The sequence below is a fragment of the Brevibacterium iodinum ATCC 49514 genome, assembly GCF_900169265.1.
Lineage (GTDB): Bacteria > Actinomycetota > Actinomycetes > Actinomycetales > Brevibacteriaceae > Brevibacterium > Brevibacterium iodinum.
Map to the genome: position 1 here is coordinate 365,763 of NZ_FXYX01000001.1, position 26,406 is coordinate 392,168.

25 protein-coding genes are annotated in these 26,406 nt (G+C 65.8%); 14 read left to right on the top strand and 11 right to left on the bottom strand.

Annotated elements, in window-relative coordinates:
- The first annotated feature begins 6 nt into the window (after positions 1 to 6).
- Positions 7 to 987 (top strand): trehalose-phosphatase, encoded by a 981-nt coding sequence (locus BI49514_RS16270; RefSeq protein WP_167443977.1) that lies wholly within the window; start codon positions 7 to 9, stop codon positions 985 to 987.
- A 44-nt stretch (positions 988 to 1,031) separates the two neighbouring features.
- Here the strand turns inward: BI49514_RS16270 and BI49514_RS01705 are convergent, their stop codons facing one another.
- Both BI49514_RS01705 and BI49514_RS01710 read right to left on the bottom strand, forming a co-directional pair.
- On the bottom strand, positions 1,032 to 2,117 hold the full coding sequence (locus BI49514_RS01705; protein ID WP_101543725.1) for a substrate-binding domain-containing protein: 1,086 nt from the start codon (positions 2,115 to 2,117) through the stop codon (positions 1,032 to 1,034).
- Complete coding sequence (locus tag BI49514_RS01710; protein ID WP_101543727.1) at positions 2,114 to 3,097, bottom strand: LacI family DNA-binding transcriptional regulator; 984 nt, start codon at positions 3,095 to 3,097, stop codon at positions 2,114 to 2,116. Before BI49514_RS01710 ends, BI49514_RS01705 begins: the two co-directional genes overlap by 4 nt.
- 229 nt (positions 3,098 to 3,326) lie before the next feature.
- On the opposite strand from BI49514_RS01710, the gene BI49514_RS01715 reads away from it, so the two are divergent.
- The 4 genes from BI49514_RS01715 to BI49514_RS01730 all read left to right on the top strand — a co-directional run bounded on the left by BI49514_RS01715 (position 3,327) and on the right by BI49514_RS01730 (position 8,004).
- The gene (locus BI49514_RS01715; protein ID WP_244195209.1) at positions 3,327 to 4,034 is read left to right on the top strand and encodes an ABC transporter ATP-binding protein; all 708 of its coding nucleotides are present in this window, start codon (positions 3,327 to 3,329) and stop codon (positions 4,032 to 4,034) included.
- 3 nt (positions 4,035 to 4,037) lie between these two features.
- On the top strand, positions 4,038 to 5,384 hold the full coding sequence (locus BI49514_RS01720) for a DUF4032 domain-containing protein (RefSeq protein WP_244195210.1): 1,347 nt from the start codon (positions 4,038 to 4,040) through the stop codon (positions 5,382 to 5,384).
- 147 nt (positions 5,385 to 5,531) lie between these two features.
- Positions 5,532 to 6,419: an SDR family NAD(P)-dependent oxidoreductase gene (locus BI49514_RS01725; RefSeq protein ID WP_244195211.1), complete on the top strand. Its 888-nt coding sequence runs from the start codon at positions 5,532 to 5,534 to the stop codon at positions 6,417 to 6,419.
- 85 nt (positions 6,420 to 6,504) lie between these two features.
- The gene (locus BI49514_RS01730) at positions 6,505 to 8,004 is read left to right on the top strand and encodes an amino acid permease (RefSeq protein WP_101543728.1); all 1,500 of its coding nucleotides are present in this window, start codon (positions 6,505 to 6,507) and stop codon (positions 8,002 to 8,004) included.
- 66 nt (positions 8,005 to 8,070) lie between these two features.
- Here BI49514_RS01730 and rlmB read toward each other — a convergent pair whose 3' ends face one another.
- Entirely contained in the window at positions 8,071 to 9,009 is a 939-nt protein-coding gene (gene rlmB, locus BI49514_RS01735) for a 23S rRNA (guanosine(2251)-2'-O)-methyltransferase RlmB (protein WP_101543730.1), read from the bottom strand.
- 60 nt (positions 9,010 to 9,069) lie between these two features.
- Positions 9,070 to 10,521: a cysteine--tRNA ligase gene (gene cysS, locus BI49514_RS01740; protein ID WP_101543732.1), complete on the bottom strand. Its 1,452-nt coding sequence runs from the start codon at positions 10,519 to 10,521 to the stop codon at positions 9,070 to 9,072.
- Between the two features lie 246 nt (positions 10,522 to 10,767).
- Here cysS and BI49514_RS01745 point away from each other — a divergent pair, with 246 nt between their 5' ends.
- From BI49514_RS01745 to BI49514_RS01765, 5 genes are all read left to right on the top strand, one after another.
- Positions 10,768 to 12,315, top strand: a complete 1,548-nt coding sequence (locus tag BI49514_RS01745; protein ID WP_101543734.1) for a sodium-dependent transporter — start codon at positions 10,768 to 10,770, stop codon at positions 12,313 to 12,315.
- A gap of 1 nt (position 12,316) precedes the next feature.
- Positions 12,317 to 12,430, top strand: coding sequence for a methionine/alanine import family NSS transporter small subunit (locus tag BI49514_RS01750; RefSeq protein ID WP_101543736.1), 114 nt, complete (start codon positions 12,317 to 12,319; stop codon positions 12,428 to 12,430).
- 342 nt (positions 12,431 to 12,772) lie between these two features.
- Complete coding sequence (locus BI49514_RS01755; protein WP_101543738.1) at positions 12,773 to 13,864, top strand: S-(hydroxymethyl)mycothiol dehydrogenase; 1,092 nt, start codon at positions 12,773 to 12,775, stop codon at positions 13,862 to 13,864.
- The gene (locus tag BI49514_RS01760; RefSeq protein ID WP_101543739.1) at positions 13,864 to 14,535 is read left to right on the top strand and encodes an MBL fold metallo-hydrolase; all 672 of its coding nucleotides are present in this window, start codon (positions 13,864 to 13,866) and stop codon (positions 14,533 to 14,535) included. The genes BI49514_RS01755 and BI49514_RS01760 overlap by 1 nt, the downstream gene beginning before the upstream one ends.
- A gap of 171 nt (positions 14,536 to 14,706) precedes the next feature.
- Entirely contained in the window at positions 14,707 to 16,119 is a 1,413-nt protein-coding gene (locus BI49514_RS01765; protein ID WP_244195212.1) for an amino acid permease, read from the top strand.
- A gap of 157 nt (positions 16,120 to 16,276) precedes the next feature.
- Here BI49514_RS01765 and BI49514_RS01770 read toward each other — a convergent pair whose 3' ends face one another.
- The 4 genes from BI49514_RS01770 to BI49514_RS01785 form a co-directional block, all read right to left on the bottom strand.
- Positions 16,277 to 17,422: a hypothetical protein gene (locus tag BI49514_RS01770; protein WP_145996173.1), complete on the bottom strand. Its 1,146-nt coding sequence runs from the start codon at positions 17,420 to 17,422 to the stop codon at positions 16,277 to 16,279.
- 84 nt (positions 17,423 to 17,506) lie between these two features.
- Complete coding sequence (gene ispF / locus BI49514_RS01775) at positions 17,507 to 17,992, bottom strand: 2-C-methyl-D-erythritol 2,4-cyclodiphosphate synthase (RefSeq protein WP_101543742.1); 486 nt, start codon at positions 17,990 to 17,992, stop codon at positions 17,507 to 17,509.
- A complete protein-coding gene (locus BI49514_RS16650; protein ID WP_338063757.1) occupies positions 17,992 to 18,984 on the bottom strand; it encodes an IspD/TarI family cytidylyltransferase in 993 nt (330 codons plus the stop codon). The genes ispF and BI49514_RS16650 overlap by 1 nt, the downstream gene beginning before the upstream one ends.
- A complete protein-coding gene (locus tag BI49514_RS01785; RefSeq protein WP_025779034.1) occupies positions 18,978 to 19,460 on the bottom strand; it encodes a CarD family transcriptional regulator in 483 nt (160 codons plus the stop codon). Before BI49514_RS01785 ends, BI49514_RS16650 begins: the two co-directional genes overlap by 7 nt.
- 352 nt (positions 19,461 to 19,812) lie before the next feature.
- Between BI49514_RS01785 and BI49514_RS01790 the strand changes: the two genes are divergently transcribed.
- Entirely contained in the window at positions 19,813 to 20,376 is a 564-nt protein-coding gene (locus BI49514_RS01790) for a hypothetical protein (protein ID WP_101543744.1), read from the top strand.
- 154 nt (positions 20,377 to 20,530) lie between these two features.
- Here BI49514_RS01790 and BI49514_RS01795 read toward each other — a convergent pair whose 3' ends face one another.
- Together BI49514_RS01795 and BI49514_RS01800 are read right to left on the bottom strand one after the other, a co-directional pair.
- Positions 20,531 to 21,214, bottom strand: a complete 684-nt coding sequence (locus BI49514_RS01795; RefSeq protein WP_101543745.1) for a response regulator transcription factor — start codon at positions 21,212 to 21,214, stop codon at positions 20,531 to 20,533.
- Positions 21,211 to 22,668: a sensor histidine kinase gene (locus tag BI49514_RS01800; RefSeq protein WP_244195213.1), complete on the bottom strand. Its 1,458-nt coding sequence runs from the start codon at positions 22,666 to 22,668 to the stop codon at positions 21,211 to 21,213. The genes BI49514_RS01795 and BI49514_RS01800 overlap by 4 nt, the downstream gene beginning before the upstream one ends.
- A 266-nt stretch (positions 22,669 to 22,934) precedes the next feature.
- Here BI49514_RS01800 and phoU point away from each other — a divergent pair, with 266 nt between their 5' ends.
- Positions 22,935 to 23,597, top strand: coding sequence for a phosphate signaling complex protein PhoU (gene phoU, locus BI49514_RS01805; RefSeq protein ID WP_101543749.1), 663 nt, complete (start codon positions 22,935 to 22,937; stop codon positions 23,595 to 23,597).
- A gap of 108 nt (positions 23,598 to 23,705) precedes the next feature.
- Here phoU and BI49514_RS01810 read toward each other — a convergent pair whose 3' ends face one another.
- Positions 23,706 to 24,449 (bottom strand): phosphoglyceromutase, encoded by a 744-nt coding sequence (locus BI49514_RS01810; RefSeq protein WP_101543750.1) that lies wholly within the window; start codon positions 24,447 to 24,449, stop codon positions 23,706 to 23,708.
- A 167-nt stretch (positions 24,450 to 24,616) separates the two neighbouring features.
- On the opposite strand from BI49514_RS01810, the gene BI49514_RS01815 reads away from it, so the two are divergent.
- Positions 24,617 to 25,660 (top strand): bile acid:sodium symporter family protein, encoded by a 1,044-nt coding sequence (locus BI49514_RS01815; protein ID WP_244195214.1) that lies wholly within the window; start codon positions 24,617 to 24,619, stop codon positions 25,658 to 25,660.
- Positions 25,657 to 26,397, top strand: a complete 741-nt coding sequence (locus BI49514_RS01820; protein WP_101543752.1) for a GNAT family N-acetyltransferase — start codon at positions 25,657 to 25,659, stop codon at positions 26,395 to 26,397. Before BI49514_RS01815 ends, BI49514_RS01820 begins: the two co-directional genes overlap by 4 nt.
- Positions 26,398 to 26,406: the final 9 nt, after the last annotated feature.

Consider the following 26,406-nt stretch of genomic DNA (forward strand, 5'->3'; position numbering starts at 1 on the left):
AGAACAGTGACATCGAAGCCGACCGTGCTCGGTCCTGCCCCCTCCGCCCCCGCCGAGGTGGCTCTGCGTGACCTCGCCACCGCCGATTCGCTGCTGCTGGCCTTGGATTTCGATGGGGTGCTCGCACCTCTTCAGGACGATCCGTCGACGTCCCGGATGGTCCCCGAATCGGCCTCGGCCATCGCGGCGCTTGCCGAGCTGCCGCGCACTCGGGTGGCACTGGTGTCCGGACGCGATATCGCGACCCTGCGACGTCTGTCCGAGGCGCCGGGCTCGGCGTGGCTGATCGGTTCGCACGGTGCGGAGGCCGAGCTCGGCAGCGACGCTGCTCGCGATCCCGACTCCGCAGTGATCCGGTCTCCCGAGCTCGCTCCGGCCGAGGCGGAGATGCTCGCCGCCATCGAGGCACACCTCGACGCGTTCGAACACACTCTTCCGGGCGCTGATGAACGCCCCGGTGCGGCCGCGGCGACGACAGGTGCGGGCGCGGCCACGACGGGTTCGGCCGCAACGAATGGCGCTAGCGACTCAGGCAGCGCCGACGGCCCCTCGGATTTCCTCATCGAGCGCAAACCCTATTCGCGGACGGTCCACACTCGCGGACTCGCCCCCGAGGCCGCCGCGGCCCTCCATGAACACGCCACCGAGGTAGCCGAGGAGTTCCCGGACATCCGTGTCATCGAGGGCCACGACATCACCGAACTCGCCGTCAAGCAGGCGACGAAAGGCGATGGCATCCGGCTGCTCGCCCGCGCCGGCGAACCGACGGCGATGGGCTACATCGGCGACGATGTCACCGATGAGGACGCCTTCGCGGCACTCGACGAACTCACGAACTCCCGCGCTCTGAGCACTGGTCTCACCGTCAAGGTCGGGTCCGCCCCGACTCGCGCTTCATGGCGGATCGCCGATCCTGCGGCCGTGGCCGAACTGCTCGGCCGCCTCGTTGCCGAACGCACGGAATTCCTCCGCACCGTCCGCGGCTGAGGTCGAGCCGCCTCGCCGAGACTGACTACGATCGAACACCGAGATCAGCGGCGCTGCGGGGGCACGGCGCTGGCACGGAGGACGAGATCCGGGTCGACCGTGTAGTCGACGTGCACCCGCGCATCACCGGCGGCGATCATCGCGCGGATCTCGTCGATCGCCGACTGCGCGACGGTCGCCCAGTCGTAGACGACCTGGGAAAGGGGCGGCTGGACGACATCGGCGTCGGGGACGTCGCCGACCGTGAGCAGGGACAGGTCCCTGGGAACGTCGAGTCGCAGCCGCTGGGCGGCCTCGAGCATGCCGAAGGACAGGGACGGGGCGCAGGCGATGACAGCGGTGCACCGCAGGTCGAGCAGCTCCTCGGCGGCAGCGACTCCGGCCATGGCTCCGCCGGCAGCCTCGACGACGGGGGCCTGATCACGGGTGGCGGGAATGTGGAGGATCCCTGCCATCGATCTGCGGAATCCGGCGATACGGGCCGGGGCAGCCGAATCGCGCAGCACGGCGAGCCCGATGCGTTTGTGGCCGAGGTGGACGAGGTGGGCCACGGCGGTTTCGATACCGCCGGTCGCGTCGAGGTAGATGCGCGAGATCCCGTCGTCGTGGCGGGCATTCGAAATGCGGATGAGCGGCAGCCCGCGTTCGGCGAGCATCCCTGCGAGCACGCCGGCGGCGCCGCCGCCGACGACGATGGCTCCGGAGATCGTGGGGCCACCGTGTTCGCTGCCGAGGATCGTCTCGAGCAGGGCCTCATTGCGTTCGGCGATGGCCTCGATGTGGACGACGGCGATGCCGAGCCCGAACATCCGGTTCGTCAGGATCCCCGCAAGCCGCGAATACGGGTCGACGTTGCCCGCTGACACCGCGGGTTTGATGAGCGCGATGAGCGACGAGGCGGATCCTGTACCGGACCCAGCACCTGATCCGTCCCGTGTGCCGGATTCGGCGTACGGGGTCTGCCCGGCAGCGCCGAGGATCGCCAGGGCCTGCCGCACCTTCGCCAACGAGGCGGCCGACACCGATTCGGGATCGCGCAGAGCTCGTGAGGCGGTGGCTTTCGAAACCCCGGAAGTGCCGGCGATCTCGGCGAGACGGACGTGCCGGTGCTCGGGCAGGTGTTCGCTCATTGGCGAGCCGCCGTCGTCGAGGTTCGGGCGACGAGTCGAGGACGGAACACCGGAGGCACCGAAGGCAGACCCGTCGTCGAGATCCGCAGGGTCTGCAGCGTCGCATCGATGAGGGCATTCGACAGCCCCTCGACGTCGAGGCCGAGCACCGTGGCCGGCGGGCCCGTGAACTTCATCGTCGGGGAATCGCCGAATCCGACGACCGACATGTCCCGCGGCACCTGCAGATGCCGATGCCGCAGCCCGTGGAGAGCACCGTGCAGCTGCAGCGCGGACTGGACGATCACCGCTGTGCAGGTCGCATCCTTGAGTTCGAGCACCGCACGCGATCCGCCGGAGAACGACTTCGGCACCCGTGAGATCCAGTCCTCGAGGTTGAGCCCGAGGTTTCTGGCCGGATGTTCGGCGAGGAAGCGGCGGATGAGCTGAACGGCCAGTTCACCGCTGTCGTTGCAGATCAGCCCGATCCTCCGATGGCCGATCGCCCGCAGATGTTCGAAGGCCGTGGTCATCCCGCCGCCGAGGTCGAGGCGCGCGGCGATGACCTCCGTACCGGCTTCGGAGACCTCCTCGGTGGCGGACTGTTCGGCGACGCGGATGCAGGGGATCTCCGTATTCAGACTCGTCATCGTCGTGGTCACCAGGGCCACTGCGCCCGCGGCGATTGCGGTCTGCAGCGGTTCCGGGTCAGTTTCGACGAGCGGGCGGGTGACGAGGAGATCATGATCTTGCAGGGCCATGGCCACGCGAGTGCAGACCTGGACCTGCCAATGTTCGGGATTGCCGGGAGCGCTGACGGCCACGAGCCGCCGCGGCGCATCATGGAGCAGGGTCGAGCGCGAATACCCGAGCTCGCTCATCGCCTCCAGCACCTTCGCCCGGGTCGACTCGGCGACGGCACCGCGTCGACCGAGCACCCGGGAGACCGTGGCCAGAGAGACTCCGGCCTTGGCGGCGACCTCGTCCAACGTGACCTTCATACGAGTCAGTCTACTTTCGCGCCGCGGTCTGCGTCGGCGCATCCGGCGGGGGGTGGACGCCGCGGTATGCATCGGCGCACAGCCATCGTGCTGAGAATCACTCTACGCTTTGTCGAATTCACAGAGTCCCCCAATCATCCACCCCTTAGGATGAGAGTGACTGAGCATCCCTGCCGGGTCACCGACGACCAGCTGCTCACGGAGTTATTCAGAAGTTTTAGGAGGACTTATGTCAACGGTGTCGTTGAATGGCCTCAGTCATATCTACGAGAACACGACGTCCGAATCCGTCCACCCGTTCAATCTCTTCGTCGATGACGGAGAGTTCCTCGTCCTCTACGGACCCAGCGGGTCGGGCAAGTCGACGATCCTGCGAATGCTGCACGGACTTGAGACCCCGAAGTCCGGCACGATCCTCATCGACGGCGCGGATATCACCCACTCCGCCGTCAACGACCGCGATGTCACCCTGGCCCTGGAGAGCTACGCGCTCTACCCGCATATGAGCGTGCGCGACAATCTCGGCTTTGCGCTGCGCGTCGACGGCCTGCCCGACGACGAGATCACCGAACGCGTCGAATCCGTGATGGACAAGATCGGGCTGAGCGACATCCTCGATTCGGTTCCCGGCGACCTCACCCAGCTGCAGCGCCAGACCGTGGCCCTGGCGCGTGCTGTGGTGCGCCGACCCAAGGTGCTCATCATGGACGAGCCCGTGGTCAATCTCGTCCCCGAGCAGCAGGCTGAGACCCTCGCTCTCATCAAACAGCTGCAGCGGGAATTCGGGCTGACGACGATCTACGCCACTTCCGATCTCGAGGATGCGAAGGTCCTCGGCGACCGGATCGCCTTCCTCGATCGCGGACGGCTCATCGGCGTGGAGACACCCGACCTCGCCGAGGCGCTCGTGGCCTCGGTCTCCGACACGGACTCCTGAGCCGTGTCGGGAACCCTGCCCCCGCCGGTCCCGTCAGCACAGGCTTCACCGTCGGCGACGACTCCGAGTATCGCAGCCGCATCTGTCGGCGGCACGGCATCGGGCGGCGCGGCCGCCCCCTCACCGGAGATCCACACTGTCCGGAACGCCGATCGTGCGGCCCTGGCCGAACTCCCCTGGCACCTGCCCCTGGCCGAATGGCCGGAGAAGCTGCTCGGCGGCCTGCCCCGCGGAATCTCCCGCCACGTCGTGCGCTATGTCGAGATCGGAGACGAAGTCCTCGCGATCAAGGAGACCGACGATGCGCAGGCCACGCGTGAGTTCGACATCCTCGGGGCGCTCGGCAACCTCGACGTCCCCCTCGTCGAAGCCCGCGCCGTCGTCGGAGGCCGCAGGACCGCATCGGGCCAGGCACTCAAGGGCGCGCTCATCACCGCCTATCTCGAATTCTCGCTGCCCTACCGTGCACTGTTCTCCCGGGACCTGGCCGAGGACACCGGCGGCCGCCTCGTCGACGCTCTGGCCGTGCTGCTCGTCCGCCTCCACCTCGTCGGCTTCTACTGGGGAGACGTGTCCCTGTCGAACACGCTCTTCCGCCGCGACGCCGATGCCTACGCCGCCTATGTCGTTGACGCCGAGACCGGCGAGCTGCACGACCAGCTCTCCGACGGACAGCGGAACATGGACCTGCGGATCGCGCGGATGAACATCGCCGGGGACTTCCTCGACCTGCAGGCCGCGGGACTCGTCGCCCCCGAAACCGATCCGCTGGCGGCCGGTGAACGGCTCTGCGAGTCGTACAACGCGCTGTGGGCGGAGCTGACCCGGGTCGAGGAATTCAGCGTCAGCGAACGCTGGCGCATCGACGAACGCATCCGCCGCCTCAACGACCTGGGCTTCGACCTCGGCGAGCTGACCGTGACGACCGATATCGACGGCATCAGCCTGCTTGTGTCCCCGAAGGTCGTCGAACCCAACCACCACTCACGGCGTCTGCTGCGACTGACCGGGATCGGCGCGAACGAGAACCAGGCGCGGGCGATGCTCAACGACCTCGACTCGTTCCGCTCGGCTCCCGAGATCGCCGAAGTCGACGAACTCGACGAATCCCAGGCCGCCCGCCGCTGGCTCGACGAAGTGTACAAGCCCCTCATCCAGGCGATCCCGGAGAACCTCACCCGCAAACTCGAACCCGGGCAGATCTTCTACGAGTTCGCCGAGCACCGCCGCACCATGGCGCGCGCCCGCCAGCGCGACATCCCCACGATGGAGGCCATCGCCTACTTCATCGTCGACTACCTGGCGAACCTCCCCGACGAGATCCGCTACGTCGACAGCAAGAAATTCTGACACCCTCCCCGAGGCGGTCCTGACCTCAGCCGATGTTCCACAAGGTGAAACGGGGACGGCGGGGCCGCCTCGGCGGGCATACCTTTGAAGTCCACGGAGCGACACCGGTGTCGCTCCGGAACCGAACCCCGCCCGGAAGGATTCCCGATGTCGACGAACGAGCCGATGCCCACGAACGAGAACAACCCGTCGATCCCATCCCTGTTCGACCTCAGCGGCCGCACGGCCGTCGTCGTCGGGGCCGGCTCCGGACTGGGACAGGCCAGCGCGATCGGGCTCGCCGATGCGGGGGCGCACGTCGTCGTCGCCGACCTCAACCTCACCGGCGCCGAGGAGACCGCCGCCCTCATCGCCGCTCGCGGCAGCGGGTCAGCCGCCCACTCCACGGCGCAGGGTACGGCGTCGGACGGATCGGCCGCGCCGGGAGCGGACGGGGCGGCCACGGCCGCTGCCGTCGACATCACGGACACGGCCTCCGTCGATGCCCTCGTGGACGCCTGGGCCGATGCCGAGATCCTCGTCATCACACCGGGGGCGAACGTGCGCAAACGCCTCGTCGACACCACCGACGACGAGTTCGACCGGGTCATCGACATCAACCTCAAGGGCACGTACCGACTGATGCGCGGTTTCGGCCGTGAGATGGGTGAGCGCTGTCGCGGGTCAATCGTCACCTATGCATCTTTCCGGGCGCTGGCCATCGAACCCGGCCAGGGAATCTATGCGGCAGCGAAAGCCGGTGTCGTCCAGCTGACGAAGACGATGGCCAGCGAGCTCGGAGGCAAGGGCGTGCGCGTCAATGCAATCCTGCCCGGCCCGTTCGACACTCCTCTGACGCAGCAGATCAAGGCCGACGGCAAGTGGTGGGACGCGTATGCGGACAAGACCGCCCTGGGCCGCTGGGGTCGCCTGCACGAGATCGCCGGGCCCGTCCTGTTCCTCGCTTCGGACGCCTCGAGCTATGTCACCGGTCACTCGCAGCTCGTCGACGGCGGCTGGATGGCCCAGGACGGACGGTTCACCCCCGACGTGTGAGATCCGCGACGCTGCGGGGCGGAGTGACCAGTGACCACGCGGGGACCCGGCGAGACAATATTCATGATTATGCAAGAATATTCAGATGACCGTTTCGCACACTCAGTCCACCCCTCCGGCGCACACTCCCACAGGAGTGCTGCGGCAGCTGGGGCGACGCAAGTCGATCAGTGCCATGACCGCCGAGGCCCACACGGATGCGCAGACCGCGCAGCAGGGTGGGCTGCGGCGGACCTTCGGCGTCTTCCAGCTGACGATGATCAGCGTCGGCGCCACCTTGGGCACGGGAATCCTCGTCATCCTCGGCGAGGCAGTGCCTGTGGCCGGCCCCGCCGTGTGGCTCGCGTTCGTCCTCGCCGGAATCACCGCGCTGCTGTCGGCGGTCAGCTATGCCGAGATGGCCGGAATGGTGCCGGTCTCCGGGTCGAGCTACTCGTATTCCTACGCCACCCTGGGTGAGGGCGTCGCGTGGGTCTGCGGCTGGTGTCTCGTCCTGGAATACGCGGTCTCGGTCGCGGCGGTCGCCGTCGGCGCCGCCGACTACGTCAACGAGACCCTGCGCGTCTTCGGCCTCGAGCTGCCCGCATCGCTGACCACAGGGCCGGGCCTGGCCGAGTATCCGGACGGAGTCATCAACGTCTCGGCCCTCATCGTCGTGGCCTTGGCGACCGTGCTGCTGATGCGCGGCGCCCGCGAATCCGGTGTCGTCAACACCATTCTCGTATTCGTCAAGATCGGCATCCTCGTCTTCTTCGCCATCGTCGCTTTCACTGCGTTCAAGGCCGGCAACTTCGCGCCGATGCTGCCGATGGGTGCCGCCGGAGTCACTGCGGCCGCCTCCAGCGTGTTCTTCTCCTATATCGGCTTCGATGCCGCGTCCACGGCCGGTGAGGAAGCGAAGAATCCGCGCCGGGATCTGCCGCGGGCGATCATCTTTTCGATGCTCATCGTCACCTCGATGTACGTCCTCGTCGCCGTCGCAGCGATCGGGGCACGGCAGTGGCAGTGGTTCGACGGCGCTCACGCCCCGCTCGTGCAGATCGTCGAGGAGATCACCGGATCGAACATCGCGGTGCTGCTATTCGCGGTGGCCGCGGTCCTCGCGATCTTCTCCGTCGTCATCACCGTGCTCTACGGTCAGTCGCGGATCCTGCTGACGATGGCCAGGGACGGAATGGTGCCGAAGATCTTCGGCCGCGTCTCTCAGCGCACCGGCACTCCCCTGGTCGGCACTCTCATCGTCGGTGGCCTTGTGGCCATCACGGCGGCTTTCATCCCGCTCGGGGAACTCGCAGACGCCACGAGCATCGGCACCCTGTTCGCGTTCTGCCTCGTCAACATCGCCGTTATCTACCTGCGGTTCAAGCGCCCGGACCTCGACCGTTCGTTCAAGGTTCCGTTCGGTCCGGTCGTGCCCGCGCTGGGAGCCGTGGCGTGTGCGTTCCTCATGGTCAACCTCGGCGGGCGGACATGGATCGTCTTCGGGGCGTGGATGGTCGTCGGCACCATCGTCTACTTCACCTACAGCCGCCGCCACTCAAGAGTCGGGGCCATGGACGAGGAAACGTACCGTACCTCCCTCTAATTGCTACCTCACGGCGGCCCAGCAACCTCGCGTGGAGTGGTCCCCAATAGTTGGACTGCTGTGGGGTCAGGGGCGGCGGGCTCTTGCCACCTCGTAGAGGGACACGGCAGCGGCGATGCCAGCATTGAGCGACTCGGTGGTCGCGGCGATCGGGATCGACACGATCTGATCGCACTTCTCCGCGATGAGCCGCGACAGTCCCTTGCCTTCGGAGCCGACGACGATGCACAGCGGGTCGCGGGTGAAGGTCAGTTCGGGCAGCTCGACGTCGCCGTCCATGTCGAGACCGACGACGAAGACGTTCTGCTTCTTCAGCTCGTCGATCGCCCTAGCCAGGTTGACCACCTGTGCCACGCGGATTCGCGATGCGGCGCCGGCCGAGGTCTTCCACGCAGCGGCCGTCATCGAAGCGGCGCGACGTTCGGGGATGATCACTCCGTGACCGCCGAAGGCCGCCGTCGACCGGACGATGGCACCGAGGTTGCGCGGATCCGTGATCCCGTCGAGGGCCACGAGCAGCGGCGTTTCGGCGCGTTCGGCCGCGAACTCGAGCAGATCGGAGGGATCGGCGTAGTCGTAGGGCGGGACCTGCAGGGCGATGCCCTGGTGGATCGCGTCATCGGTGAGCCGGTCGAGGTCGGGCTTGCTCGCTTCGAGCATCGAGATGCCGCGCTGAGTCGCGAGAGTGATCGATTCGCGGACCCGATCGTCGGAGTCGATGCGTCCGGAGACGTACATCGCGGTGGCCGGTACGCCCTCGCGCAGAGCTTCGAGGACCGAATTGCGCCCGGCGACCATATTCGGTCCGAGCTCCTTCTTCTTCCGCTTCGCCTGCGCTGAGGCGTTCGAGGTCTTGCGCTGCTGCGCGGCCTTGTGTGCCTTGTGGTAGACGCGGTCCTCGGCCTTCGGCGTCGGTCCCTTGCCGCGCAGGCCGCGCTTGTTCTTACCGCCCGACCCCTTGGTCGGACCCTTCTTCGAACCGCCGGAGCGGGGATTGGAAGCCATCTGATTCCTTCAAATACGTTGGGGCCGCGAGCTCGTGCCCGTGACCGAAAATCGTCGCCCTCAGCCCTCGCCGAGGTGGTAGCGGTATCCGTCGGCCGTGTCCTCGATGACGACGCCGGCCGCGGCCAGTTCGTCCCGCAGGGCATCCGCGGTGGCGAAGTCCTTCTCCGCCTTCGCCTCTGCCCGTCGCTCGGCCATGACGGCCACGAGGGAGTCGAGCGCCGACTCCGCCTTGGCATCGGCCGCCGAACCGGCCCAGACCGCAGCGCTGGGATTGACACCGAGGATGTCGAGCATGAGCTCCACCTCGGCGACGATCCGCGCCAGGCCCGCCCTGTCGCTGCCGGAGTCGAGGAGCTTGGCCCCCTCGCTCACGGAGGCGAAGACCACGGACAGGGCACGGGGCACACCGAGGTCGTCGTCGAGAGCGGCGGCGAATTCGGCGGGCACATCGACGCTGCGTGAAGCGTAGGCGTCGCTGACGTCGGGCAGCGCCGGCCCGTCCGCGCCGAGTGACTGGCGGGCGCGCTGGAGGAAGTTCTGCAGCCGTTCGAGCGAGGCCGCGGAGCGTTCCATCGCCTCGTTCGAGAAGTCGAGGATCGACCGGTAACTGGCACCGGTGAGGAAGTAGCGCACGGCCAGCGGGCTGAACGTGTCGAACAGGTCGGATGCGAAGACCGAGTTGCCCAGGGACTTCGACATCTTGTCCCCGCCCACGTTGAGCAGGCCGGAATGCATCCAGATGTTTGCGAACTTGTCCCCGGCGGCACGAGACTGCGCCAGCTCGTTCTCATGGTGCGGAAAGCGCAGGTCGAGTCCACCGCCGTGGATGTCGAAGTTCGACCCGAGGTACTTCGTCGACATGGCCGAGCACTCGATGTGCCAGCCCGGTCGGCCACGGCCCCACGGCGAAGGCCACGAGGCGGTGATCGGCTCGGAGTCCTTGTGCGCCTTCCACAGCGCGAAGTCCCGGGCGTCCTTCTTCCCGCGCAGCTCGGCGCCCTCCGACAGCTCCATGTCGTCGAGCTTCTGGTTGGTCAGTGCCCCGTAGTCACTCCACGAGGCGGCGTCGAAGTAGACATCGGCACTGCCGTCGAGCGCGGGGTAGGCATGACCGGCCTCGATGAGGCGGGAGATGAGTTCGATCATCTCCGTGATGTGCCCGGTCGCACGAGGTTCGCTGCTCGGCGGCAGAACGTCGAGAGCATCGTAGGCGGCGGTGAAGGCACGTTCGTACTTGTACGCGTGAGCGAACCACTCCCGCCCCTCTTCGACGGACTTCGACAGGATCTTGTCGTCGATGTCCGTGACGTTGCGGATCATGGTCACCCGGTAGCCGCTGTAGAGCAGCCAGCGGCGCAGGGTGTCGAACACCGAGGCCGACCGCAGGTGGCCGATATGCGGCTCGCCCTGCACCGTGGCGCCACAGACGTAGATACCGACCTGACCGTCATTGACGGGGCGCAGTTCTTCGGTCGTGCGGCTGGCGGTGTTATAGAGCGAGATAGTCACGCTCACAAGTCTACCGGGCCGCACGGGCATCCCAGTTTCTCAGGATTCGATACAGGACTGTTATGCGCATCACGTGACGCGTGGCACATTGCACAGAATTTTCATAGTAAAGTGGGGCCGTGCAATGAAGACGCAGATGAGAACCACGCTCTCACAGCCGACTTCAATTCCGCCGGACCGTCTCACAGATGAGATAGGCTCCGGCACTCGGCCTCACAGCAGGCAGGCCGGACAAGAAAGGACACCATGTCGACAAAAGCCACACCCCAGAGGGAGGTCTTCGCCACCCGCGGCGCGTTCATCTTCGCTGCCATCGGTTCGGCGGTCGGCCTCGGCAACATCTGGCGCTTCCCCTACATCACCTATGACAACGGCGGCGGCGCGTTCCTCATCCCCTACCTCGTCGCACTCCTGACAGCAGGCATCCCGCTGCTGTTCTTCGACTACGCGATGGGACACCGCTCGCGCGGTTCCGCCCCCTTGGCATTCCGCATGGCCTCGAAGGTGACCGAGCCGATCGGCTGGTTCCAGACCGGCATCGCCTTCGTCATCGGCATCTACTACGCCGCGATCATCGCGTGGGCCGGCTGCTACATGTTCTTCTCACTCAATCAGGCGTGGGGAGACGATGCCGCCGGGTTCTTCACCGGCTCCTTCCTCAAGGCCGGCGATCCGGGCGTCTCGTTCGAGTTCGTCCCCGGGGTGCTCATCCCGGTCATCATCGTCTGGATCGTCACCCTGGGGATCCTGCTGGCCGGTGTGCAGAACGGCATCGCCCGCTTCTCGAAGATCTTCATCCCGCTGCTCGTCATCCTCTTCCTCGCGCTCGTCGTCAGGGCCCTGTTCCTGCCCGGCGCAACTGAGGGCCTCAATGCTCTGTTCACCCCGGACTTCGCGGCACTGTCCGACCCGGCAGTCTGGATCGCGGCATACGGCCAGATCTTCTTCTCACTGTCGATCGCCTTCGGCATCATGATCACCTATGCCTCATACCTGAAGAAGAAGACGAACCTCACCGGTTCGGGCCTCGTCGTCGGCTTCTCGAACTCCGCGTTCGAGATCCTCGCGGGCATCGGCGTCTTCGCAGCACTCGGCTTCATGGCCGCAGCTCAGGGCTCGCAGGTCTCCGAGGTGGCCGACTCGGGCATCGGCCTGGCCTTCATGGCCTTCCCGACGCTCATCTCCGAGATGCCCGGCGGCGGAATCTTCGGCTTCGTGTTCTTCGCCTGCCTCGTCTTCGCCGGTCTCACCTCGCTCATCTCGATCGTGCAGGTGCCCATCCAGGCGGTGCGCGAGAAGTTCAGACTCAGCAACAGGACCTCGATTCTCGTCATCGGCGGAGCCATGGCGATCATCTCGATCCTCCTGATGACCACCATCACCGGCCTCTACGTGCTCGACACGATGGATGCCTGGGCCAACAACATCGGCATCGTCGGTGCCGCAGTCGTCGGTCTCATCGCCGTCGGTTGGTTCGCCCGCAAGCTGCCCGTGCTGCGGGATCACCTCAACGCGATCTCGAGCTTCAAGGTGGGCTGGTTCTGGATGATCATCCTCGGCGGTGTCACCACCGTGGTGCTCGCCTACATGCTCATCTCGCAGATCATCACCTACTCGACCAAGGGCTACGAAGACTATCCGATGGACATCATCGGCGTCTTCGGTTGGGGCATGATCGGCCTGCTCATCGTCCTGGCAATCGTCCTCACGCTCATCAAATGGCCGAAGAAGACGCTCGACGAGGCAGAAGCTTCAATCGCCGACTCCGTCGAACAAGAGAAGAAGGGAGCCTGACATGGGCACTTCAGCAATCATCATGATGGTCATCGCCATGGTCACGGTCTGGGGCGGTCTGATCGCATCGCTGCTCCACCTGCGCAAGCACCCCGACGAGGAAGCGGCCGAATGATCTGTTCGGGGTGAACCCCACCCCGTGATCACGTCCGGCTGAGTCGGATCCGCAGCGCCGCCTCGGCGACGCGGATCGGCTCACCCTCACCGAGGCGGCCCGATGCATCCCCCGCATCGGGCCGCCTTCGTCGTTCCACCTTCACCCGTCCTTGGGGAGTCCACCACCGGACCTGCCCCGCACGTTTCCAGCGCATCGTCTCACCACCGCATCCGCCACTGGTCGAGCCCAGCGTGCTTGGTTAGGGTGGGGATTGTGAGCACCCCGTCCGGGGGTGCACTCAGTCCACGTCGGGTGTTCCCACCAGTCGGACCCCGTCGCCGAAGACATTTAGGAGACGCAATGCCACAGACCGTCAAGGGCGTCATCTCCCGCAGCAAGGGAGCCCCAGTCGAACTCACCGACATCGTCATTCCGGATCCGGGTCCGGGCGAGGTCGTCGTCGATGTGAAGTCGTGCGGCGTCTGCCACACGGACTTCCATTACCGCGAGGGCGGGATCAGCGACGACTACCCGTTCCTGCTCGGCCACGAGTCCGCCGGAGTCGTCTCCGAAATCGGCGAAGGAGTCACCGAGGTCGCGGTCGGGGATTTCGTCATCCTCAACTGGCGCGCCATCTGCGGCGACTGCCGTGCCTGCAAGCGCGGCGAACCCTGGTACTGCTTCGACACCCACAATGCCTCACAGAAGATGACCCTGCCCGACGGCACCGAACTCGAAGCCGCTCTGGGCATCGGATCCTTCGCCGAGAAGACGCTCGTCGCCGCAGGCCAGTGCACGAAGGTGCCCGAGGCGGACCCGGCCGTCGTGGGACTGCTCGGCTGCGGAATGATGGCCGGAATCGGCGCCGCCATCAACACCGGTGAGGTCACCCGCGGCAAGTCCGTGGCCGTGATCGGTGCCGGCGGTGTCGGCTGCGCTGCGATCGCCGGTTCCGCTCTGGCCGGGGCGAACACGATCATCGCCCTCGACATCGATGAGAAGAAGCTGTCCTGGGCCAGCGACTTCGGTGCCACGCACACCGTCTCGACGAAGGGCATGAGCGAGGACGATGTCGTCGCCGCGATCCAGGAGCGCACCGGAGGCTTCGGCGCCGATGTCGTCATCGACGCCGTCGGACTCCCCGCCACCTGGCGGCAGGCCTTCTACGGCCGTGACCTCGCCGGCACCGTCGTCCTCGTCGGTGTGCCGACCCCGGAGATGGAGCTCACGGTTCCGCTGCTCGACGTATTCGGCCGCGGCGGCAAGCTCAAGTCCTCCTGGTACGGCGACTGCCTGCCCGACCGGGACTTCCCGATGCTCGTCGACCTCTATCAGCAGGGGCGCTTCCCGCTCGAGAAGTTCGTGTCCGAACGCATCGGCATCGGCGATGTCGAATCAGCTTTTGAGAAGATGGCCAAGGGCCAAGTCCTGCGATCGGTGGTGGAACTGTAATGACTGCTATTGAGCATCTCGTCACGTCAGGCACGTTCTCCCTGGATGGGGAGACGCACGACGTCGACAACAACGTCTGGATCATCGGCGATGATTCCGAGGTCATCGTCATCGACCCGGCCCATGATGTCGATGCGATCGCCGAGGCGGTCGGATCCAGAGACGTCAAGGCCATCCTGCTCACGCACGGTCACGACGATCATGTGCGCGTCGTCCGCGACTTCGCACAGCGGGTGGGCAATCCGACCGTGTACCTCAATCCCGATGACTATGTGCTGTGGGATATGACCTTTGAGAACTACCGTCCCGACGGACAGATCGCCCACGGCGACACCTGGACCGTCGGCGGAGTCAGGCTCAAGGCCCTGCACACTCCCGGCCACTCCCCCGGTTCGACGTGCTTCTTCGTCGAGACCGGTCTGCCGGCTCCGGCATCGGCCGGTGCGGGACGGGCCGTCGGTCCGGTGCTGTTCTCCGGAGACACTCTGTTCAAGGGCGGCCCCGGGGCCACGGGGCGTTCGCATTCGAGCTTCGATACGATCATCGAATCGATCCGGGACGTGCTCTTCCGGCTGCCCGAGGCGACCGTCGTGCTCACAGGGCACGGCGATTCCACGTCGATCGGCGCGGAGAGCCCGGCCCTCGAGGACTGGATCAAACGCGGCCGCTGAGCCGCCGCAGGACGGACTCTGACCACTCGCCGGCGACGACGCTGATCGCCTAGCCGCCCTGCCTACGGTCAGTCTCTGACCGAACAGTGCAACTCGCAGACGCGGGTCGCGACCCACACGGGTTCGCGCCCCGCGTCTGCGCTTTCCACCCCTGACGGATAGACTCGTCGGGTGCCTGAATCACAGTCTTCGCAGCCCGCCGAGTCAGCGTCCGCCTCGGCCCCCGGCGCTTCCGCCACGACGTCCACCGGTCTCAAGGTGGGGATGAAGCCCCGCCACCTGGTGATGATGAGCCTCGGCTCGGCGATCGGCGCCGGTCTCTTCGTCGGCTCCGGTGCCGGAGTGCAGGCGGCTGGTCCCGCCGTGCTCATCTCCTACGTCGCCGCGGGTCTCATCGTCATCTTCGTCATGCGGGCGTTGGGCGAACTCGTCGCCGCCGACCCGAATCCGGGTGCGTTCTCGCACTATGCGGGCAAGGCCATGGGCCCGGCCGCGGCCTTCGCCGTCGGCGCTCTGTGGTGGGTGCAGCTGTGCCTCGTCGTCGCCGCCGAGGCCACCGCCGCCGCGCAGATCGCCGCCTCCTATATCCCTGCCGTCCCACAGTGGGTCATCGCCTTGGCGATCATGCTCGTCTTCACTGCCATCAACCTCACCACTTCGGGCAGCTTCGGTGAGTTCGAGTTCTGGTTCTCGCTCATCAAGGTCGCCTTCGTCGTCCTCTTCGTCGTCCTCGGTGCCGCATACCTGTTCGGGTGGACCCCGGCCGAACCGCCCGCGCAGATCTTCGCCGACGGGTTCATGCCCACCGGCATCTCCGGCATCGCCGCCGGACTGCTCGTCGTCGCGTTCGCCTTCGGCGGCATCGAGATCGTTGCGGTCGCCGCGGCCGAGACCGCGAACCCCGAACGCAGCGTCTCCCAGGCGATCAAGACGATCGTGTGGCGCATCCTGTTCCTCTACATCGGGTCGGTGGCGATCATCGTCCTCGTGCTGCCGTGGACGGACGACCGCCTGGCAGAGTCCCCCTTCGTGGCCGTTCTCGAGACCGCGGGACTGCCGTTCATCGCCTCGCTGCTGGCCGCGGTCATCGTCATCGCGCTGCTGTCGTCGATGAACGCGAACATCTACGGAGCGTCCCGGATGTCGTTCTCGATGTCGCAGCGGTCCATGCTGCCCCGCGGGCTCGGCCGCACCAATCGCCGCGGTGTGCCCGTGGCAGCAGTGCTGGCCACCTCGGCGTTCGGCTTCGTCGCCGTCGCGCTCAACTATTTCTGGGCCGCCGAGGTCCTCGGGGTCCTTCTCAACATCGTCGGCTCCACGCTCATCGTCACCTGGGTCGCCACCCTCGTATCGCAGATCGTTCTGCGTCGTCGCGCCGAGGCGGCCGGTCAGTCCCTGCCGCTGCGCATGTGGGGCTACCCATTGCTGTCGTATGTCACTCTGGCCGGAATCGCTGTGATCATCGGGCTCGGCCTGACCGTCGAATCCGTGCGCTTCCAGATCGTCGGCACGCTCATCTTCGTCGTCGCGCTCTACCTCATCGGCCTCATCGTCACGAAGCGTCACCCGAACGCGAAGGTCTGAGCCCGCCGTTCACCGCCACCGAGGCGGCTGTCGGCTTCCGTGCCCGGACCGCGGCGTTCCCCCGCTGCAGTCCCCCGCCGCCGGACCGCGGGAGTCCCCGTCGGCCGGTGTTCAGTCTCAGCCTTCGTCCGGTGAAGGCGTCTGCGCTCGTCGAGACTCAATCGACAAGTGCGTCCAATGCAGCAACGAGTTCCCGCAGAGCGTGGGCTGAATCTGCCGATTCCGCCCAGCCGGCGAGCATGTTCCGGGTCTGGCCCATGTGCCGGGCAAAGTGCCTGCCCGCATAGTTCGTCACGTCGATCGGCACGATCCTCTCGACTGCTTCGAGGACGACGTGCGCGGCGGAACCGAACACGGGAACCGGCACCCCGAGGCGGGTCCGCACGGCCTCGCTCGCAGCCTTCGCAGGGCGGTCAAGGTGTGATTTCAGTGCGACCCAGCTGCCGTTGCGGACGCTGAGTTCCGCGACGAAGGGAATGAACACCGTCGGCGGCAGAAGCACGGCCTTCATCGGCACCGGCAGTACGAGTCGACCCAGCCTGCTGACAAGCGCACGCACCGCGGTCGACGGTCCTGCGACGAAGAACCGGGGCGCACCTGCAGGTGCCCAGAACGTCACTTCATGCCCGGGTTCGGCCTTTCTGCCGACCACTCCGTCGAGACCGCCGGTTGTGAGCACCCCTCCGTCGGCCTCCCCGGCACGGCTGCCCTCAGCGCGCACAACCTCAGCCGGAGCGCCTGGGTCCAGTCGCTCGGACAGGAACGCGGGTCCGAATATGACTGCTTGAGCGCCGGGGAAGACTGCTTGTGCTCGATCGAGGTCTCCCTCGACCTGGCTCGTCGTCGCAATGAACGCGGGCAAGATGTCCCGAATCGCCGAGACCACCTCTGCGTCGAGATCATCCGGCCGAGTCGTGAGCACGATGAGGTCCCATCTGCCATCGGCGGCAGCATGATCCCAGTCTGTGATCGTCACCCGCCGAGTCGCGGCCACTCTAGTCACCGACCAGCCACTGCCCGTGCTCGCTTGACTGCCTTCAGCTCCCCCGGTTTCTCCCCCGTTTTCTCGCCCGGTTGCTCCCCTGTTGTTGCCTCCGGCTCGCCCGCTTCTTTCCCTGCAGCTGCCGTGTCCGACTCCCACCTGGCCGGAATACGTCGGGTCGAAGGTGCTCACGCGCCGCGGAAAGGCCGTCCGCCCATTGGGACCAGCCGTGCGGGAGACGACGGCGACCTCATGGGCATCGGTGAAGAGCGCGGCCCCGGCGATGCCGATGGCACCAGCCCCTTGGAAGAGGACTCTCACTGTTTGATCCTTCCTCGGCGCACCTGATTCGGTTCGATCAGAGAAGTGCGTTTGCCTCGATTAGGGTGGTTCAGAGCTGTTGAATCAGTTCGGATGAATCAGCACGGTGGCGATGGCGGCGATTCCTTCGCCTCGACCGGTCAGTCCGAGTCCGTCAGAGGTTGTACCGGAGAGCGACACGGGTGCGCCGGCGGCTGCCGACAGAACTTGTTGGGCCTCAGCACGGCGGGTGCCGATCTTCGGTCGATTGCCGATCACCTGGAGGGAGATGTTTCCGATCTCGAAACCGGCCGCGCGCACGATGCGGGCCGCCTCGGCGAGCAGCACCGAACCCGAGGCACCGGCGAATTCCGGACGATCGACCCCGAAGTGCTCACCGAGGTCGCCGAGCCCCGCGGCGGAGAACAGCGCGTCGCAGCAGGCATGAGCGGCCACATCGGAGTCCGAGTGTCCTTCGAGCCCTCGTTCGCCCGGCCACAGCAGTCCCGCAATCCACAGCTCGCGCGCAGGATCGACGGCAAAAGCATGGACATCGACACCGGTGCCGATACGGGGAATGACCTGATTCATCACGCCTCCTTCGCCGAATCCAAACCATCTGCTCCGTGGACTTCAGCTCGGTCGCGCATTCGGGCGAGCTGTTCCGCAAGGACGAGGTCGAGCGGATAGGTGATCTTCAGCGCTTCCTCGTCACCGTCGACGGCGACAATGTCGACGCCGAGGCGTTCGACCAGCCCCGCGTCGTCCGTCGGCAGCGCTCTGCCCAGCCGGTCGGCCAAGGGCGTCGAGCCCGCACCATCGGTTGGGCAAGTGTCATCGGTCGCGACAGTGCCGTCGGCCAAGCCAGCCCCGTCGGCTGCGAACTCGCGATGGGCCCGCCGGAGCACCTCGGCACGGAATCCTTGAGGTGGCTGGACTCGTCGCAACTGGGCCCGCTCGAGGTCGCCCCGCACCACTGCACGCGCGCCAGGGCCCTCAGTCACTGCCGCAATTGGATTGTCTGGTCGATCCGCGGTGGTTTCAGCGCCAAAATCGCCGTGGATCGACCCGACAATTCCGTCAGAAGCGCCCCCCGCGCCCGTGCCTGCGCTCGGTTCCGCACCGCCGGCCCCGTGCGGAACGACCCTCCGAACGGTATCGATCATCGGCAGAACCGGAACGACCGCCTCGGCGCCGGATTGCAGCGCGGCGACCACTCGGGTGAACACCTCGGTCGGGGTCAGACACCTTGCCGCATCATGAACGAGAACGAACTCCGCACCTCGGTTAAGTTTCAAGGCTGTTTGCACCGAAGAACTGCGATCATTGCCACCTGCTACGGCTGTAATTGAAATTTCGCATTTCATCCGCGTGGCTGCTTCGGCGATTTCTTCTTGCGCCTGCAAAAGAAAATCCTCGGGAGCGGCCACCACGATTGCGGAGGCGACTCCCGAGGAGATGATCGTCGCGAGGCTGCGCGCCAGAAGGGTCCGTCCGTTCACACGGACGAAAGCCTTCGGCTCATGGCAGCCCAGACGGGATCCCGACCCTGCGGCCGGGATGATGACACAGGTGCTCAGGATGCAAGCACTTCGTCCAGCAGAGCTTCTGCTTCGGACTCTTCCTTCTTCTCGGCCAGTGCGAGTTCGGAAACGAGGATCTGGCGAGCCTTCGAGAGCATGCGCTTCTCACCGGTTGACAGGCCGCGGTCCTGCTCTCGGCGCCAGAGGTCACGGACGACCTCGGCCACCTTGATGACGTCACCGGACTGCAGCTTCTCGACATTGGCCTTGTACCGACGGGACCAGTTCGCGGGCTCTTCGACGAATTCGGCACGCAGGACGTTGAAGACCTTCTCAACGCCTTCTTCACCGACGACATCTCGCACACCGACCAGATCGCAGTTCTCTGCCGGAACTTCGATCACGAGATCGCCATGGGCGACCTGGAGCTTGAGATACAGCTTCTCCTCACCTTTGATGGCACGTTTCTTGATTTCTTGGATTGTCGCTGCACCGTGATGTGGATAGACAACAGTGTCGCCGACCTGGAAACTCATATTCTCTTCAAACCCCTTTCGCGGAATACCAGTTTACCATGAGGCTCGCCACAGAAATCGTTCAGGTCAGCGAATCTTCATGCTAGGCTCCGCCTCTGCCGCACGCCGTGATGAGCCCGGCTGCCGCCTCTGCCAGCGAGAACATCGGGAGAGGGCGCTTTGCCGAGAAGCTCGGCAGCGAACCTCGACCGACCGCGACGCAGGCCGAACTTCGCTGCCTCTTCACCGAAACTTCAACCGCGACGCGCCCGAGCGTCGCGGAACCTCGTCCACTCCGACCACCCGGTTCTACAGCGGGTCAAAAACCGGGTAGTATACAGACTGATCTTGTATTGCCACTTCAAGGAGCATAATGAAACGGCACAACCGCGCGGCTCTCGCCGTTGCCGCACTCGCTCTCGTTATCCCCGTCAGCGGATGTGCAAGCCTGCTGTCTCCCCATCAGACCGCCGAATACCACTACAACGGCGGCGATGGAGCCTCGGGAGCCGTCGGCGACGTCGAGGTCCGTGGGCTCATGCTCATCACGGATCAGGAGAGCTCCGGTCCGGCTCAGCTGTTCTTCACCCTCATCAACAAGGGTGATTCCACCGCCAAGGTATCCATCGAGGTCGCCGACACCACGGTGAGCGAATCGATCAAGGCCGGCGACACCTTCGTCCAGGACCCGAAGAGCCCCGAGACCTCGTCCAAGGAAGTTGTCACCGTCGACAGCCTCAAGGCGAAGCCCGGCGACCTCGTCGACATCACCGTCAAGAACGGCAGCGAAGAGAAGGTCCTCGAAACCCAGCTCCTCACCGACACCCTGCCGTACTACAACGAGTACGTGCCGTCGGAATCACCGTCCGAGTCCCCTTCGGACATGCCGACCGAGGATGCAGGTTCCGCGGAAGGAACCGCAACGGCCAACGGCTGATCCGTCTTCCTCGAGCACCGGGACCAATCCCGCGCGGGAGCACAGAAGGAGCCGCTCACATCATGTGAGCGGCTCCTTCTGCATTCACGTCCGGCCAGCCGTTTCCGGTCTCACGAACCCGACCTCACCAACCCGGCTTCGCCGGTCGACGCCCTCAGGCTTCGAACTTGTACCCGAGCCCGCGCACCGTGGTGAGCAGACGCGGTTCCGAAGGGTTCTCCTCGATCTTCGCGCGCAGCCGCTTGACGTGGACGTCGAGAGTCTTCGTATCGCCCACGTAGTCCTCGCCCCAGATCCGGTCGATGAGCTGACCACGGGTCATCACGCGGCCGGAGTTGCGCACGAGGATCTCGAGCAGTTCGAACTCCTTGAGCGGCATGGACTGCTCTTCGCCACGCACGGACACGACGTGGCGTTCGACGTCGATGCGCACTCCCCCGGCCTCGAGCACGGACTCGTCCTTGAATTCCTCGGTCTCGACATTGCGGCGCAGCACGGCTCGCACGCGAGCCAGCAGCTCCCGCGAGGAGTACGGCTTCGTCACATAGTCATCGGCGCCGAGCTCGAGCCCCACGACCTTGTCGATCTCCGAGTCCTTGGCCGTGAGCATGATGATCGGCACATTGGACTTCGCGCGCAGCTCGCGGCACACCTCGGTGCCGGAAGCACCGGGCAGCATGAGATCGAGCAGGACCAGATCGGCGCCGGTGCGGTCGAACTCCGCCAGAGCCTTGAGCCCGTCATCGGCGACCGTCACCTCGTACCCTTCCTTACCGAGCAGGTACGACAGCGGGTCCGAGAACGAATCTTCGTCCTCGACAAGCAGAATACGAGTCACGTTGTGAGCTTCCTTTGTTCGCTTTCTTCGGTCAGATCCTTGGGTGGGTCGGCGGTCGCCCCGCCGTCTCCATTATCACCGGAGGGCTCGTCGTTGTCGCCGGCCGGGCCGTCTGCGCCGGACCCAGCGGTTCCGTGCCCATCGTCATCCGCCGAGGCGGTCCCGACGGCGGCGTCTTCGTCCACCGAGGCGGACCCCGTGTGCTCGTCCTCTGTCGCCGAGGCGGCTCCGGTCAGTTCGTCATCATCCACCGAGGCGGTCCCGGTCGAATCCGCGGAATGTTCGATGAGGACACCGGCCGGGGCCGAATCGGCAGCGGAAGCTTCCGTCGCAGTTCCGGCCAGCGGGAGCACGATCGTGAATGTCGATCCCTTGTTCAGCTGGCTCCACACACGCACTTCACCGCCGTGGGTGGCGACGATGTGCTTGACGATGCTCAGCCCCAGCCCGGTGCCGCCGGTGATCCGGGAGCGCGCCGGGTCCACTCGGTAGAAGCGTTCGAAGACGCGCTCGGTGTCCTGGGCGGTCATGCCGATGCCCTGATCGGTCACGGCGATCTCGATGCGCTCGTCGACGAGGTCGACTCCGACGCCGACGCGGGTGCCCTCGGGCGAATAGTTCACGGCATTGTCGATGAGGTTGCGCACCGCGTTGACAAGGAGTTCGTAGTTGCCTTCGATGAGCAGATCGCTCGGCGGGGAGACCTCGATGTGGATGTTCTTGCCTTCCGCCCCTGTCCGGGCACGGTCAGCGGCATCGTCGACCACCTCGGCGACGGAGATCTTCTCGGTCGTCGCGGGAGTGGCGTGGTCCTGGACGCGGGAGAGGTCGATGATCTCCTGCACGAGCTGGGTCAGCCTCTTCGACTCCCGCTGCATCCGCCCGCCGAAGCGTTCGACAGCGGCCGGATCGTCGGCGAAGTCGGTGACCGCCTCGGCGAGCAGTGCCATCGCACCGATCGGCGTCTTGAGCTCGTGGGAGACGTTGGCGACGAAGTCACGGCGGACGGCGTCGACGCGCTTGGATTCGGTCTGGTCGTCGCAGAGGACGAGGACGAAGGAGGTGCCCAAGGGAGCGACGCGGGCGTGGAGGTAGCGGATCACGGAATCGGAGTTCTCCCGTGTCTGTTCGAGGTCCATCTCTTCGATGAGACCGCGCGCGCGGACGCGGCCGACGACCCGCAGCATCTCGGGCGATGCCAGCGAATGCCCCCTGACCAGGCCGAAAGTGTATGCGGCCGGCGACGCCTTGACGACGTCGTCACCGGCGTCGATGACGATCGCAGCCGAGGGCAGGACGGCCAGCACTTCGGCGATGCCTTCGGGCAGGTCGTCCTCGGAATGCAGATCGGCAGCATCACGGGAGCGTTCGCTGAATCGGAACGCAAGAATTCCCGCTATACCCAGGCCCAGGCCGACGACGCCGGTCAGGACCGCCACGACTAAGAGATCCACAGCCTCAAGCTTAGTCGGTGTCCATCGTCCCGGCGCACCGAATTCACTTCGGCTGGAAGTATTGCCGAGGAATTCACCTTCCCGTCTGGAGTAGTTCATTCGATCGTGCGATGCTGACGTCTGTGTGCCTGCGCTCCCTGCCGTTCCTGCCTTCTGCTTTCCCCCGCTGAGGGTGCGGATCGGAAGCGCCGGCACCCCTCATGACACCATGCACCGCCGACAGTCACTCCAGATTGTCACAATCGAGAGTTAAGGAACCGCAGTTCATGCGCGAAGTCTTCAGAAACGAATTGGACGACCTGGCCACCCAGTTGGTCGGCATGTCCACCAAGGTCCTCGACGCCATCCGTCTGGCCAATCAGGCGCTGCATTCGAATGATCTCGAGCTGGCGGAGCAGGTCATCGAGGCCGACTCCGTCATCGACAATATGCAGTTCACCCTCGATCAGCAGGCCGCCGATATGCTCGCCCTCCAGGCCCCGGTGGCCGCAGATCTGCGTGCCGTCATCGGTTCGCTGCGGATGTCGGCATCGCTCGAGCGCATGGGCGACCTCGCCCGTCACATCGCCCAGCAGGTGCGCATCCGCTATCCCGAGTCCGCAATCCCCGAGGGCTTCGAATCGACGTTCGCGCGGATGGGCGAGTCCGGTGAGAAGATCGCCGAGGCGACGCAGAGCCTGCTCTCGAATCCCGGCCTGTCCGATGTGCCCACGATCAACGCCATCGACGAGGAGCTCGACGAACTCCACCTGAGCGTGTTCGGGAAGCTCGGCGAGGCTCCGGCCGGTTCGCTGGCTCCTCGCCATATCGCCGATGTCGCCCTGCTCTCTCGCTACTACGAGCGTTTTGGTGATCACGCGGTGTCCGTGTCGCAGAAGGTCGAGTACCTGCTCACCGGCAACTGGGAGCCCTACCTGTCGAAGAAGTGAGGCCCGCGTCGCACGGACTCACGCACGTACGCGCAGACCGCGCAGACCGCGCAGACGACGATCGCCGAGGTGGTTCTTCCACCTGGGCGATCGTCGTCTGTGTCCGGCTCAGCGTCCCTGGTTGGCGACTTGGCCGATGGCGGCCGCGGCCGCCTCGGCGTCGAGGTAGGTTCCGCCGGGGGTGACCGGGGTGAAGTCCTCGGTGAGCTCGTAGTGCAGCGGAATGCCGGTGGGGATATTAAGCCCAGTGATATCGGCGTCGGAGATCCCGTCGAGGTGCTTTACCAGCGCGCGCAGCGAGTTGCCGTGGGCGGCCACGAGCACGGTCTTGCCGACGGTGAGTTCGGGCACGAGGGTGTCGTACCAGTAGGGCAGCAGGCGATCGATGACGTCGGCGAGGCATTCGGTGCGGGGCAGCGCCTCACCGAGGTTGGCGTAGCGGGCTTCACCGGCCTGCGAGAATTCCGAGCTGTCGGCCAGTGCCGGCGGCGGGGTATCGAAGGAGCGTCGCCAGGTCATGAACTGCTCTTCGCCGAACTCGTCGCGGATCTCCTTCTTGTTCTTGCCCTGCAGTGCGCCGTAGTGGCGTTCGTTGAGGCGCCAGCTGCGGTGGACGTCGAGCCAAGACAGATCGGCTGCCTCGAGTGCGATGTTCGCGGTCAGAATCGCACGCTTGAGCCGCGAGGTGTAGACGACATCGGGGATGAGGTCTTTCTCGCGCAGCAGTTCGCCGGCGCGCTTGCCTTCGGCACGGCCCTTGTCGGTGAGGGTCACGTCGACCCATCCGGTGAACAGATTCTTCTGGTTCCATTCGCTTTCGCCGTGGCGCAGCAGGATGAGGTTATACGTCATGGCTCCATTTTGACACGACCGCTCAGTCTCGGTCGCCGACGACCGTCATCACCGCCGGTCTCCTCCGGCGGTGGCCCGCCGATTCCCCGCAGCCCCTCCTCGCCGATCGGGTCTCAACTTCTGGGCGTGTGTCTCGAATGACAAAACGCGCGGAGTAGCCTGGGCCCATGTCACAAACCCCAGCACACCAGGCATCCGGAGGCACAGCCGCTCCCGCTGCCGATCGCAGTTCGATCATCGCCGTCACGGCTCTGCCGGTCCTCGTCGTCATTGCGGGAGTGCTCGGGTTCCTGCTGCCCGATGCCTTCACTCCCCTGGCGCCGTCGATCACATGGGCGCTCGGCGTGGTCATGTTCTTCATGGGCCTGACCCTGACGCTGCCCGACTTCGCCCGCATCGCGAAGCGGCCGTGGATTGCGGTGCTCGGAGTCGTCACTCAGTTCGTAGCGATGCCGCTGCTCGGCCTCCTCGTCGTGACCGTGTACTCGCTTCCGACCGAGATCGCCGTCGGCGTCATCCTCGTCGGCTGCGCGCCCGGCGGCACTGCGTCGAATGTCGTGACCTATCTGGCCAAGGGCGACACAGCGCTGTCGGTGTCGATCACGACCCTGTCGACGCTTCTCGCTCCCGTGCTCACCCCGCTGCTGACTCTGTGGTTGGCCGGTTCGTATATGGACGTGCCGTTCTGGTCGATGTTCGTCTCGATCTGCCAGACCGTGCTCGTGCCGGTCATCGTCGGCGTCCTCGTCCGCGTGTTCGCGTCGAAGTTCGTCGAAAAGATCTCGCCGGTGCTGCCGTGGCTGGCCTCGATCGCCATCGCCTATATCGTCTCGATCGTCGTGGCCGGATCCGCGGGTTCGATCGCCACTGCCGGTGTGCTCGTTCTGCTGGCCGTCGTCACGCACAATCTGCTCGGGCTCGGCGTCGGCTACGGTGTGGCCGCGGCCTGCCGTCTCGACACCCCAGCCCGTCGCGCGCTGTCGTTCGAGGTCGGACTCCAGAACTCCGGTCTGGCATCGACCCTGGCCACCACGTACTTCTCACCGCTGGCAGCACTGCCCGGAGCCGTCTTCAGCGTGTGGCACAACGTCTCCGGCGCCGTGTTGGCCTCGCTCTTCGCTCGTCGTCCCTACGGCAAGCCGCCGGCCGATGCGTCCACCCGCGAGCCGGCAGCTTCCGGAACCACCTCCGCTGGGACCGCAAGCCGATGACCGCCGAAGCAGCCTCGGGCGAGGGCAGACAGGGTCGGGGCGAATCGGGTCAGAGCGAATCGGGCCGAGGCTTCGACGGGTTCTCCCGTCAGACCCTGGACCTGGCGGGCCGGACGTTCGTCATCCGCCGCGCGACCGAGGCCGATGTGCCGGCCATTGTTGCGCTCCTGCGTGACGACGTGCTCGGGGCCGCCCGTGAGGCCGAGGCCGAAGTGGTCGACCGTGCGGGCGCTGTCGCAGCCGGCGTTGCACCTGCCATCCCCGACGCCGAGGATGCGGCCCCCTATGCTCGTGCGTTCGCGCTCATCGACGCCGACCCCAATCAGCTCCTCCTCGCCGTCACCGAATCAGCAGGACAGGCTGGCCTGCCGGGCCGGGCTGACATCGCCGACCGGATCGAGTCGGCCGAACAGGCCCAATCAGCCGAACAGCACCGATCAGATAGCCAGACTCACGACGGCTCGACCGTCGTAGGGACCCTGCAGCTGAGTCTGCTGCCCAGCCTGTCTCGCCGCGGCACGCTCCGCCTGCAGATCGAGGCGGTGCGAGTCGGCCCCTCGGCTCAGGGCATCGGGCTCGGCACGGCGGTCTTCGAATGGGCTCACGAGTGCGGACGTCGCTTCGGCGCCGGACTCGTTCAGCTCACCACCGATAAGTCGCGTACCGGTGCTCAGCGTTTCTATGACCGACTCGGCTATGTCGCCAGCCACGAGGGAATGAAGCTGCCCCTCGGCTGAGACCGGCGC

Coding starts and splice junctions, on each gene's coding strand:
- BI49514_RS01705 (WP_101543725.1), bottom strand. CDS start 2,117: ATGAGCGAACACCTGCCCGAGCACCGGCACGTCCGTCTCGCCGAGATC.
- BI49514_RS01710 (WP_101543727.1), bottom strand. CDS start 3,097: ATGAAGGTCACGTTGGACGAGGTCGCCGCCAAGGCCGGAGTCTCTCTG.
- BI49514_RS01715 (WP_244195209.1), top strand. CDS start 3,327: ATGTCAACGGTGTCGTTGAATGGCCTCAGTCATATCTACGAGAACACG.
- BI49514_RS01725 (WP_244195211.1), top strand. CDS start 5,532: ATGTCGACGAACGAGCCGATGCCCACGAACGAGAACAACCCGTCGATC.
- BI49514_RS01730 (WP_101543728.1), top strand. CDS start 6,505: ATGACCGTTTCGCACACTCAGTCCACCCCTCCGGCGCACACTCCCACA.
- rlmB (WP_101543730.1), bottom strand. CDS start 9,009: ATGGCTTCCAATCCCCGCTCCGGCGGTTCGAAGAAGGGTCCGACCAAG.
- BI49514_RS01745 (WP_101543734.1), top strand. CDS start 10,768: ATGTCGACAAAAGCCACACCCCAGAGGGAGGTCTTCGCCACCCGCGGC.
- BI49514_RS01750 (WP_101543736.1), top strand. CDS start 12,317: ATGGGCACTTCAGCAATCATCATGATGGTCATCGCCATGGTCACGGTC.
- BI49514_RS01755 (WP_101543738.1), top strand. CDS start 12,773: ATGCCACAGACCGTCAAGGGCGTCATCTCCCGCAGCAAGGGAGCCCCA.
- BI49514_RS01760 (WP_101543739.1), top strand. CDS start 13,864: ATGACTGCTATTGAGCATCTCGTCACGTCAGGCACGTTCTCCCTGGAT.
- ispF (WP_101543742.1), bottom strand. CDS start 17,992: ATGAATCAGGTCATTCCCCGTATCGGCACCGGTGTCGATGTCCATGCT.
- BI49514_RS01785 (WP_025779034.1), bottom strand. CDS start 19,460: ATGAGTTTCCAGGTCGGCGACACTGTTGTCTATCCACATCACGGTGCA.
- BI49514_RS01790 (WP_101543744.1), top strand. CDS start 19,813: ATGAAACGGCACAACCGCGCGGCTCTCGCCGTTGCCGCACTCGCTCTC.
- phoU (WP_101543749.1), top strand. CDS start 22,935: ATGCGCGAAGTCTTCAGAAACGAATTGGACGACCTGGCCACCCAGTTG.
- BI49514_RS01810 (WP_101543750.1), bottom strand. CDS start 24,449: ATGACGTATAACCTCATCCTGCTGCGCCACGGCGAAAGCGAATGGAAC.
- BI49514_RS01815 (WP_244195214.1), top strand. CDS start 24,617: ATGTCACAAACCCCAGCACACCAGGCATCCGGAGGCACAGCCGCTCCC.
- BI49514_RS01820 (WP_101543752.1), top strand. CDS start 25,657: ATGACCGCCGAAGCAGCCTCGGGCGAGGGCAGACAGGGTCGGGGCGAA.